Source organism: Dapis brunnea BLCC-M229, from assembly GCF_050015995.1.
GTDB lineage: Bacteria > Cyanobacteriota > Cyanobacteriia > Cyanobacteriales > Microcoleaceae > Trichodesmium.
Window position 1 is genome coordinate 14273 of record NZ_JBNHEP010000250.1, and the last position, 11576, is coordinate 25848.

Annotated in this window: 7 protein-coding genes; 5 read left to right on the forward strand and 2 right to left on the reverse strand. The window is 36.8% G+C overall.

Annotated elements, in window-relative coordinates; translation table 11 throughout:
- The first annotated feature begins 334 nt into the window (after positions 1 to 334).
- Entirely contained in the window at positions 335 to 1078 is a 744-nt protein-coding gene (locus ACP6PM_RS28795) for a MarC family protein (RefSeq protein WP_426590316.1), read from the forward strand.
- Between the two features lie 13 nt (positions 1079 to 1091).
- Here ACP6PM_RS28795 and ACP6PM_RS28800 read toward each other — a convergent pair whose 3' ends face one another.
- Positions 1092 to 2039 carry an alpha/beta hydrolase fold domain-containing protein gene (locus ACP6PM_RS28800; protein WP_426590317.1) on the reverse strand — a complete coding sequence of 316 codons (948 nt, stop codon included), beginning with the start codon at positions 2037 to 2039 and terminating at the stop codon, positions 1092 to 1094.
- A gap of 553 nt (positions 2040 to 2592) precedes the next feature.
- Entirely contained in the window at positions 2593 to 3432 is an 840-nt protein-coding gene (locus ACP6PM_RS28805; protein WP_426590318.1) for a PHP domain-containing protein, read from the reverse strand.
- Between the two features lie 1372 nt (positions 3433 to 4804).
- On the opposite strand from ACP6PM_RS28805, the gene ACP6PM_RS28810 reads away from it, so the two are divergent.
- The 4 genes from ACP6PM_RS28810 to ACP6PM_RS28825 all read left to right on the forward strand — a co-directional run bounded on the left by ACP6PM_RS28810 (position 4805) and on the right by ACP6PM_RS28825 (position 11548).
- On the forward strand, positions 4805 to 6034 hold the full coding sequence (locus ACP6PM_RS28810) for a response regulator (protein WP_426590319.1): 1230 nt from the start codon (positions 4805 to 4807) through the stop codon (positions 6032 to 6034).
- Positions 6035 to 6403: 369 nt separating this feature from the next.
- Positions 6404 to 6781, forward strand: a complete 378-nt coding sequence (locus ACP6PM_RS28815) for a response regulator transcription factor (protein ID WP_426590320.1) — start codon at positions 6404 to 6406, stop codon at positions 6779 to 6781.
- Between the two features lie 32 nt (positions 6782 to 6813).
- Positions 6814 to 7296: a chemotaxis protein CheW gene (locus ACP6PM_RS28820; protein WP_293109320.1), complete on the forward strand. Its 483-nt coding sequence runs from the start codon at positions 6814 to 6816 to the stop codon at positions 7294 to 7296.
- A gap of 313 nt (positions 7297 to 7609) precedes the next feature.
- A complete protein-coding gene (locus ACP6PM_RS28825) occupies positions 7610 to 11548 on the forward strand; it encodes a GAF domain-containing protein (protein WP_426590321.1) in 3939 nt (1312 codons plus the stop codon).
- The last annotated feature ends 28 nt before the right edge of the window (positions 11549 to 11576 follow it).

The following is an 11576-nucleotide window of genomic DNA, read 5'->3' on the forward strand; positions in this document are numbered from 1 at the left end:
CCCAGGAAAAAATTAGAATTAGTGCTGTGTCTTAATTTGAGCGATTTTTTTCATCTATTTAGGGACAACTCTAATGATACTGAATCCCCCAGAATTTGGCAAGTACAATTCTGGGGGAATTGGTAAACTCAGCTAATGCTTCCTTCAAGCAGAAGAAAAGTTAGCTCTTATTGAGAAACTTATGAGACAATCTAGACAAATACGACAACTTCTCAGCACCTTCAGGGTAATCGTCTCCCGCTCGATCATTTCTGTATTGGTAGTCTGTAGCCTGCTCATGATATTTGCCCCCTCCACTACCCCAATAGCAACAGCCTCCACCGGGAACAGTGTAATGTTGGTGCAAACTCCAGTCCCTTCAAAAGCCAGCACACCAGATGAAGCAATTAATGAAGATTTAGATGATGTAAAACTTATACGCGAATATATCAGTACAACTAAGGAAGGAAGCATTTCTTCTATCTTTACTATCTTCTTTTTAACTATTGGGCCGCTCAAAATTGTACCTACTTTTGCGAGTCTGACTGCCAATGCTGACGACACACTCCGCAAGAAAATGGCATTTCGTGGGTTTTGGATTTCGACCTTAGTTGTGATGTTGACTGCCCTTTTTGGTATAGGACTACTGGATAAATATGGAATTCCTATTTCAGCTCTGTTCATGGCAGCAGGGATTGTACTGTTTTTAGTAGCACTGAGAATGGTAATGGCGCAGTATGGCTCGGCGGCTCCCCCCCCATCTCCTCCAGAAAATCCATCCCTTAATTTAGTTCTTACTCCCCTAATTTTTCCTACAATCTTGACCCCCTACGGAATTGCCATAGTCATGATTATCATGTCTATTCTCAAGAAGGTAATAGGCAATGAAGTTGTGGTTTTGGGAATGTTAATGCTGGTGATGGTACTCAACCTGTTGAGTATGCTCTATGCTCGTCAAATTCTCAAGGTTTTGAAGCCATCAATCCTCAAAGTTATCGGACTGGTGTTAGGCATTATTCAGCTTTCTCTAGCTATTAGTTGGATGTTCACAGCTATTAGAATGGAAGCTTTAGCAATTCGAGCAATTTTGACATCCTGACCTTTTTTCTTACCTACTTCAAATGTTTATCAAAAAAATCTATTGCCATATCCATCAAACCAGGATCAAAATCTACTCCCCTACCATGGTAATGTCCCCACTCAGGTTTTCTAACCAACTCAACTTCTACACCTTTTTCTGATAAAGCATCTGCCAATAAAACACTTTGACTTATTGGTATCACTTTATCCTTTTCTCCGTGCATAATTAGAAAAGGTGGATCTTGAGCATCAATATGAGTAATGGGATTAGCAAGAGCTGATAATTCTAATTTTTCTGAAACAGGTCCTCCTAATAATAGATGGGTTACTAGAGTATACAGATACCATTCTTTGTCTTTGTACTTTTCCTCAACAGCAGCAGTAACAGGTTCTTCAAAAGCGGGAGGGACTTGAGTAAAATCTGTAACTGGATACCATGCACAAACAGCTTGTACCGCACTAGATATTTCTTGATTGTTTGTGTCTGACAATTTTTTCACCCCTGCTGATGTTCCCAACAAAGCACTTAAATGACCCCCAGAAGAAGGTCCCCAAACGCCAAAATTATTGGGGTCTAAATCATATTTATCTGCATTTTTTCGCAACCAACGCACTGCTGTTTTAACATCCTGAATTTGGGCAGGGAATAGAGCCTCATTACTAAACCTATAACTAATGCAAGCCATCGCATAATTTCTGGGCACGACAATTTTACCAGGGCAATATTCTTTTGTTCCGCCTAGCCAACCTCCACCATGAATGTAGATCAAGAGAGGCAAAGGTTTGTCTGGTTTTATCTCTGGTAAATATAAATCTAAAAGCAGTGATTTTTCCTGATTTTGAAAATTATAATTCCCATAAACAAGATTTTGTAAAACTTTAACTTCTATCGGCTTTTTCTGACAACTTGTAATTAATAATGTCAACACCAGCCACAAAAATTTGGAAATAATATTGTTGATTTTTTTTGAATAACTCATACTTGCAAAAACACTACTTTGATAAAAATCATAGATTAGAATGCAGCGAAAATTAAGTCAAGCACTCAATTGGGAACTCAAAAATCCAAAAGTTGTGAAGATATTCTCATCAGAACAAACATTAATCACTTAACTGCAAACCTTATATGAAATACAAAAAATTCTGCAAATATACAAATCACTCCATCACCCCATCCCCCATTCTTACAAGGGTATGTTTTTTAGAATTATGCTCTTGGGTGTGGTCTGTGTGGGGAGAGGGGGAAGTGTGGGGAGAAATTTTGAACCATATTTTGTATAAAAAAGCGCCCTTTTGTTAAGATTTTATACTGAATAAAATGATTACTCAGCCCTTTGTTAAAAACATACACTTGTAAGATATCCCCATCTCCCCATGTCCCTATCAATCTTTAGTAGTAAACATTAACGTATTTCATATTAATTCTTACTTCTGTCTCCCGATATCCTGAATTCCTGCTTCAAATATAGCAGCCACTAGGGCAGTTAGAACATTCTCGCGACTCTCAAATTTAGTCCGTGCTGCGAATTTGACTTATGACTTATGACTTATGACTTCAACTATACCAGCAGCTTGCTTTATCGGTGCAAGCAACTCCATTGGTAAGTTCAGCATATTTAAGGTAGTTTCCTCTTTTCCCTGGCTATTTGGTCCGTGATAGTCACTCCCACCGGTCATCAATAACCCATACTTTTTACACAACTCTTTTAAATTTTGCACTTGAGTCGGAGAGTGACAGGGATGAAAAACTTCTAATCCCATCAAACCTGCTTCTACCATTTCTGGTAATACCTCTTCCACCTTTCCTCCACGGAATAGATAGGGGTGCGCCCAAACAGCAACCGCCCCACAACTACCCAGCAAATTAATACCTTCAACTATAGAAAACTTCTCATAATGAACATAAGCAGGTTGATCATCCCCCAACCAGCGATCAAAAGCTTCTTGAGGCGATCGCACATAACCTGCTTTAACCAAAGCCATAGCAATATGTGGTCTTCCCGGTGCTATTCCCCCCTCCATTTTTGGCAACTTGATAGGATAACCCAACTTAGCTAAGTTTTCTACCATCAACTGGGCACGTCGATGTCTGCCTGCAATACGATCGCTCAACGGCGAGAGTAACTTATTAGCATCTGGATAAAATCCTAGAATATGAAGGGAAGAATTATTATGAACTGTACTTAATTCTAAACCAGGTACTATTTCTATCTTGTAGTCAGAAGCCATATTAATTGCTTCATCACAACCAGATAATGTATCGTGGTCAGTTATAGCTAATGCTTGTACCCCGCAACTTGCTGCTTTTCTAACCAATTCTGTAGGAGTTAGGGTTCCATCGGAGTAAGTAGTGTGACAGTGGAGTTCTAACATAAGTTTTTTTTTACAATAGTTTTAATAATTGTAGTAACTTTAAATACCCATAATCTTAAAATTATACCAAATTTCAATAAAGATAGTTTTACCAAATTTGCTGATAACAAGGGACTTTACCCAAATTCCCCTAATCCTTCTGGTTTTTACCTTTGACCGAATAATTAAGGTAAAAAGCCTCTCCTTTAAAGGAGAAACAAGCGGTCGTTTGCAAAACATGACCTTAGGATGGGATGGCGAGGTCTCCTTGCTGGACTCCAATTTCCCTTGAGAAGAAAAAATTTTCACGCTCAGCGTCAATCCAATCCGTTTTAGGGAAAGGTAATTATCCATTATCCATTATCCATTATCCATTATCCGTTAATGAAATTCCCCTCATGCTCAATATATAGTAATTCCCATATTAGTGAGTGGCACAAAATATTAGACAACAGGCAACAAAAAAAAGACAAAAAACAACAAATATAAAAGTCTAGCATTAACTTACTGAGAAACGCTATACTAGTTAAAGCAGATTTTGTCTTCCTGATGAATCTGTGATTCCTGTTTTTGATCTCAACGTTGGTTGAAGATCCGCGCTCTCCACTCAGGGAAGCGTACCATGGGAAAACTAATCAAGATTGCGGTTTTATACAGAATATATTAAGTATTAAGTCGTAAATATGTACTAAAATTTCTCTATATCTATTGAGACTAGTTATTACATTTATTGGCTAAAGTTTCAATATACTTAAGGTTGAGAAATCTAGAAGTATTGGTATAAAATATATACCGTTTCACGGAAGTTAAAACTCATGTATGGAGTGCGTAATTCTGAGGTATCCATTTCCTGCGGAAACGAGCCTCGAACGGAATTTAAGACGCACATCTGACACTCAAAAGTCATGCATTAGGATGTTATAGGCTCAAAACTTTGACCCTAAAGTAATTTCCGGAAATTATTTCACATTTCAGTAACATAAGTAATGTAGGCTAAGTTAATGAAATTGGTATTAGATATCAGGGTAAAGGCATCTAATTTGCTGATTCCATTATAAGTTTTTCAAATTCAATAAAGACTATATGTGGAAATTCTATTGTCAAAAAGCGCAATAAAACCAAGCTTATTGAGGTGAGAATATGCCCCAATTTATTGACAAGATGTGTTTCCCCTGTTTTAGATATAAATAAATATAGCATTGTATCTGTTTTCAATGACTTAATTTCATTTTATGAATTCTAAAAGGACTTACTTTCCGGCACTGCTTTAATTGGTCAAGTCACATTTGTATGCGATCGAAATCACCAACTTTTGGTACATGAATCTTAATTTTAAGATAAGAATACTGTTACCAATTAAGATAGGGAAATTTTATATTCAGCAAATAAATATATGGCCACTAATAATGTTATGACATATACAAAACTTAAGGATTATTCAATTTCTAATTTGACAGCTTTAATATCAATGTCTACTAACAAACAATTAATAAAACTGGCCCAAAATTTAGATATACTTAGCCAACGAGGTGCAACTGGCAAAATATTATTAAATACTCCGGTCAAAGAAGGACAACTCGACCTATTCTATGGTAGATTACTCTATACTACTAGCGATATCCACAGAGTAAGGCGTTGGGAACGAGGGCTCAGATTGCACTGTCCTGAGTGGAATCCTACAACGTCACAAATAGTATTAGAACCAGACAAACCTTGGGAATATTTGGTCCTTTATGATGGAATTAGCAAAGATCAAATCACTATTGCTCAAGCAAAAGCAGTCATTCGTACTGTCACCTTAGAAATATTATTTTCCATGAGTCGCTACCCAGACTTAACACATGACTGGGAAGGAAACCCTGATAGTAAATCAGAATTATCTCTTGGTTTATCTTTATGTTATCGCGAAATAGAACCAATTTTCACTAAAGTTGCTCAAATGCAACATATATCCAAAAAATCAGGTTTAGAAAGTTTCAACCCTAACTTTGTTCCTGTTTCTACAAAATCTGTTCCCCCAGAAGCTTTATTTGGTTGGGATAAATATTTACAGGGCGATCTCACGATGTGGGATATTGCTATCAAACTAAATAAATCAGTATTAGCTATAGCTAAGAATTTACTTCCGTTAATTACAAAAGGGTTGGTGAAATTACAAGCAATTCCAGATTTGCCAGAACCGAATTTTAAATCATCTTTAGTAAAAACTAATTCTCAGAAAAAGAAAGACTACACTACACCAAAAACAAAGCAATTAATTGCTTGTATTGATGATAGTCCAGTAATTGCTGAAACATTAAGGAAGATTGTTAAACCTGCTGGATATGACCTGATAGCTATACAAGATCCAATCAAAGGATTTATGAAAATTGCCGAACAGAAACCAGATTTGATTTTTCTTGATTTAGAAATGCCTAATGCTAATGGTTATACTGTTTATCAATTTTTACGCAAAGCACCAGTATTTGCCGAAATACCAGTGATCATCTTTACCAGTCGGAATAATTTGATAGATCGTAGTCGGACTAAATTAATTGGAGCTGCTGAATTTTTGAACAAATCTGCCAAACCACAAGAAATTTTAAAAATTATCGAAAAACATTTGTCTATTACTAATAGCTGATATGACAATCAATAAGTCAATATTACTATTGCTAATGTTACAAAAATATGTTAGTTAATTTTATTATATTGTCGATTTTTTGATAGTACTTAATGCAAAGAAACCTAGCTTTTTCCGAGATGTCTTTATTTTTAAACCAAGGATTGATTTGAGAAGCTGGTTTTCTGGGTTTGCGTGTATAAGTCCTGATTTTAGTTAACTAAATTCACTCTTATTCAAAGTACAGTAAGACAAGAGAAACAAAAAAATTTGATTACTTGAGATACAAGGTGCTAATTATGAAGAAAAATAAATTTTTAGTACAAGATAAAATTATAGTAATCATTAGTAATTATTATTAAATTAGTTTTGAGAGTGGAAAATTAAGCAATGGCAAAGGGAAGTGTTTTAATCGTAGAAGATAGTCCAACAGAAGCTACTATGCTGAGTGAATGTTTACAAAAATCAGGATTTGATGTCTTGAATGTAACTACAGCAGAAGCAGCTAAGGTTATCCTGGTTCAACAAAATTTTGATGCAATTTTAATGGACATTGTACTACCTGGTCAAAGTGGTTATAGTTTGTGTAGAGAGCTAAAAAATCAACAAAATACAGCAAATATCCCAATTATTATTTGTTCTAGTAAGTCAGAGAAAATAGATCAAAAGTGGGGTATGAAGCAGGGAGCATCTGCTTATGTTACTAAACCAGTCGATCAAAAGGAACTTGTGGCAACATTAGAAAAATTGGTTGTTTTAAAAATATAGGTATTTAATGACTAAAGCATTAAAAAAAGCCAATGCCAAAACAACCATTCTTAAATAGTAGTACACAATTTATATCTATAGAAGTCACTAAGACTTTAGAGGTTATACTATCTACCCGCGAGCTGGATGAAGTGATTACCTTAGACCACAGAAAAATCTTACAAATACCAGGTATGCCAACTGTAGTTGCAGGAGTGTTTCAGTGGCAAGGTGAAATTCTCTGGTTAGTTGATATTTCTTATTTGATGGGTTTTGAACCTTTATTATCTACTGGAGATTATGAGCAAAAGTTTCGGGTAGTGAAAGTGAAATTTCGAGATACTTATCTGGGTATTTTGGTGCGAAAAGTAGGTAACTTAATCAATATTGAAAGCGAAGAGATTAGTTCTGGAAAAACCCAAAAAGTAAATTCAGTTGTCGGAAAATTTATTCAGGGAACTTGGACTAATTCAGCAGGAGAAAAAAAGATGATTTTAGATATTGAAGCAATCATCGAATACATAGAAAAAACCTAGATATAAATCTAGTATAGGGCGGTACAAATAATCCATCATCTGCAAAATTCTAAAAGTCTTAACCAATATAGTAATCCTAAATAGATTGGGAACAAAACATCTGGTAAAAAGGCAACAAGCAGCAGGTAACAGGGGTAAGGGTTTTAAAATTTTTATCTATTTTTTACATAATGATTTAGGGTTTCTATAAATACTTTTAACTTTTGCATGGATGACTGCCTTGTAGCGACACTAGTTCCCAAAAATTAGCTATATCTATTAATTAATTCTTCATCTATTAATTAATTCCTCAGTAAGCATCAGTAATAAAATTATGACAACACGCTTTAGAAAAACAAACCCACAAGACAATATAGTGCAAAATGAAGCTAAAGATTACCCTCAAAAATCTAATCAAGAAACTACAGAACCTGAATTAAACAATGAAGAATTGACTATTGTGCCAGTAGAAGTATGGCAGCCAAGTACTAATCAAACATCTAATTCTTCACAAAAATCATTAGGACTAAAATCAAAAACTAACGCCTTAGCAGAGGATTTAGCAGTATTACGCTCTAATTTAGATATCAGAATCGATAGACTTCAATCATTAATAGAAACAGAAGGAGCTGCAGCAGAAAGAGCCGAATTATTAAACGAAATAACCTCTAATATTCGGGAATCTCTCAATCTTAAAGATATATTTAAAACAGTTGTAGAAGAAGTGAGAGATGCTTTACAAACAGACAGAGTAATAGTATATAAATTTGATAAAAATTGGCAAGGCAAAGTCATTGCCGAATCAGTAGACGTGCAATGGCCAGAATCCCTAGGCGCTCAAATAACTGACCCTTGTTTTGCCGACCGTTATGTAGACTTTTATAAAAAAGGGCGGGTAAAGGCAATCGCTGATATCTACGAAGCGGGATTAACTGATTGTCACATTGGTCAACTCGAACCCTTTGCCGTCAGAGCAAATTTAGTTGCCCCCATTCTTGCAAGCGGAGAATTAATGGGTTTATTAATAGCTCATCATTGCGCCGAACCCCGAGAATGGATAGAATCAGAAATCGAATTTTTCCAGCAACTAGTAATTCAACTAGGTTACGCTGTAGACCAAGCGTTACTATTAGAAAAACAACGGGAAGCTACCCAACAAGCTCAAAAATTAAATTACATCAACGGTGAAATTCGTAAATCTCTCAATATTAAAGACATATTAGTTACTGCAGTCGAAGAAACCAGAAATGCTTTAAATTCAGACCGAGTAGTAGTCTACGAATTTGATAGTGACTGGAAAGGCACAGTCATTGCTGAATCAGTTGGCAGTAACTGGCCAAAAGCCTTGGGAGCAAAAATCGCTGACCCCTGTTTTGCTGACCGTTATGTACAATCCTATCAACAAGGGCAAGTTAAGGCCACAGACAATATCGAAGAAGCCGGACTAACTCCCTGTCATATTAATCAGCTTAAAACCTTTGAGGTCAAAGCTAACTTAGTTGCTCCCATTGTAGTTGAGAAGAAACTGCAAGGTCTGTTGATTGCTCACCAATGTTCTGGCCCTAGAGCTTGGACAGAATTAGAAATAGACTTAATGGGGAAAGTTGGCATTCAAGTGGGGTATGCTCTAGACCAAGCATACCTATTAGAAAAGCAACAAGCTGCAGTTAAACAAGCTCGATTATTAAACGAAATTTCCAATAGTCTGCGCACAAGCACCAACACTGAAGCAGTTTTTGATCTTGTCATTGAAGAAGCTCGTAATGCTGTAGGAGCAGACCGCGCCATAGTCTATCAATTTGATGAGGATATGATTGGTACAGTGATAGCAGAATCTGTAGGCCAGGGTTGGACAGCTACTCTGGGTAAGAAAATAGCTGACCCTTGTTTTGCCAAAAATTTTAAACCTTATCTGCGCGGAAAAATTAACAAAATTGATAATATTAATAATCCTAGAATACCTGAGTGTTACTTGAAACTATTAGAACCCTTTGAAGTTAAAGCAAATATTGTTCTTCCAATTCTAGTAGAAGCACAACTATATGGTTTCTTGATTATTCATCAATGTTCTAAACCTCGAAATTGGCAAGAATCAGAAATCAACTTTCTCAAACAGTTAGCTAGTCAAGTCAGCACTGCCTTAGAACAAAAAAAACTTCTAGAACAGCAAAAAGTCGCGACCGAACAAGCACGACGCTTGAATGAAATTAGCTCATTGATTCGGGAGTCCTTAAATGAACAGGATATTTTTAACACAGTAGTGGTGGAAACTCGCCAAGTGTTGGCAGCAGACCGAGTGATGATTTATAAGTTAGATGATGAGTACAATGGTACTGTTGTAGCTGAATCAGTAGATAGTATGTGGCCTACTGCTATGGGGGCAAAACTAGACAGCAAATGTTTTAAGGAACATCATATTAAAGCTTATTTGCGAGGGCGAGTTAAGGTATTCAACGATCTGCATGACCCCTCTCAAACTATGATTGATGATGCTAAGAATACCGAATGTTACTTAAAAGATGCCGAACCTCTAGGAATTAAAGCGACCTTGACAGCTCCAATTATTGTTGGCAAAAAGCTGTATGGTTTCTTTGTAACTAATCAATGTTCTGCTCCCCGGAACTGGAAAGACTCAGAAGTAGATTTTATTAAGCAGTTAGCAATTCAAATCGGTTTTGCAGTCGAACAGGAAAACCTGCTAAAACAGCAAAAAACGACTGTGGAACGGTCTAAAAAACTGAATCAAATTAGCTTAAGGATTCGGGAATCTCTTGATGTCAACCGCATTTTCCGTACAGGAGCAGAAGAGGGACTGAAATTGATAGAAGCTGACCGGGTGGTAGTTTATCGGTTTGATGAAGACTGGGATGGCAAGATTATTAGTGAGGCGGTAAGACAGGGATATCTCAATATTATAGATATGGAAACTGAGGTAACTTGTTTTCCCCGAGATTATGTAGAACCATATCGTCAAGGTCGGATTCAAGTTACACCAGATGTTAGTAAAGCAGGTTTGACAGCTTGTCATGAAGAACAACTAGGAAAATGGCAGGTTAAAGCGAATATGGTGGCTCCGATTTTGGTTAACCAAACTCTCTATGGTTTATTGGGTGTGCATCAATGTTCTGAAACTCGCAACTGGTTAGAGTCAGATGTTGAAGTGTTTAAACAAGTAGCTTTACAGATAGGGTACGCTCTAGACCAGGCGCTTTTGTTACAAGAAATTGAACAAGCTCGTCAAAAAGCAGAAAGTGTATCTATTGAGCAACAACAACAAAAAGAATTACTAGAAAGTCAGATAGAAACGTTTTTGGCAGAAATCGAAAATTCTTTCGATGGAGATTTGACAGTGCGAGCTGCTGTAACAACTGGGGTAATGGGAACGGTTGCTGACTTCTTTAATGCCACGATTGAAAATTTGCAGCAGTTGGTATTGCAGGTGCAGTCGGCAACCAATGTTGTGAGTTCGACAACAGAAAGTAATGAAACAGAAATTAAAGAGTTGTCTGGTGAAGCTCAACGCCAAGCAGAAGCAATAGCTAATGCTCTCCAACAAATTCAGGTCATGGCTAATTCAGTGAAAGCAGTGGTAGCTAATGCTCAACAAACAGAAGCTAAGGTGCAGCAGGCAAATAAAATTCTCCAAACCAGTGATGCTGCTATGAACCGAACTGTGGATGGGATTGTGGGAATTCAGAAAACAGTTGAGGCGACTGCCAGGAAGGTTAAAATTTTAGGGGAAACTTCTAAAAAGATTTCTCGGGTATTGAGTTTGATTAATGATTTGGCAAATCAAACAAATGTTTTGGCATTGAATGCTTCGGTAGAGGCAACAAGAGCAGGGCAAGATGACCAAGGATTTGCTACAGTTGCTAGTGAAGTACGTTCTTTGGCAGAACAGTCAGCTAGTGCTACTCAAGAAATAGAGCAAATTGTCGAGGAACTTCAATCTGGCACCAGTGAAGTGATTAAAGCAATGATAGTCGGGCGAAAGCGAGTAATGGTTGGTACTCAATTAGTTAAGGGGGCACGAAAATCTCTGACAGATGTGTTGAATGTGAGTGGACAGATTAGTGAGTTGGTAGAGGAGATTACTAGTTCTGCTACTACTCAAGCTAATACTTCTGACGCACTGTCAAAAACAATGGAGGAAGTGGCGGCGATCGCTAATCAAACTTCTGAACAATCTATGACTGTAGCAGATTCTTTTGCTAAGTTACTAGCAGTTGCTGGAGATTTAGAAAAGAATGTTGCTGAGTTTAAGGTGAATTAGGATTTGTAAGTATAAACTTGGATAGTGT

Excerpts from the sequence above, each read along its gene's own strand:
- ACP6PM_RS28795 (WP_426590316.1), top strand. The coding sequence starts at position 335 with ATGTTGGTGCAAACTCCAGTCCCTTCAAAAGCCAGCACACCAGATGAA.
- ACP6PM_RS28800 (WP_426590317.1), bottom strand. The coding sequence starts at position 2,039 with ATGAGTTATTCAAAAAAAATCAACAATATTATTTCCAAATTTTTGTGG.
- ACP6PM_RS28805 (WP_426590318.1), bottom strand. The coding sequence starts at position 3,432 with ATGTTAGAACTCCACTGTCACACTACTTACTCCGATGGAACCCTAACT.
- ACP6PM_RS28810 (WP_426590319.1), top strand. The coding sequence starts at position 4,805 with ATGGCCACTAATAATGTTATGACATATACAAAACTTAAGGATTATTCA.
- ACP6PM_RS28815 (WP_426590320.1), top strand. The coding sequence starts at position 6,404 with ATGGCAAAGGGAAGTGTTTTAATCGTAGAAGATAGTCCAACAGAAGCT.
- ACP6PM_RS28820 (WP_293109320.1), top strand. The coding sequence starts at position 6,814 with ATGCCAAAACAACCATTCTTAAATAGTAGTACACAATTTATATCTATA.
- ACP6PM_RS28825 (WP_426590321.1), top strand. The coding sequence starts at position 7,610 with ATGACAACACGCTTTAGAAAAACAAACCCACAAGACAATATAGTGCAA.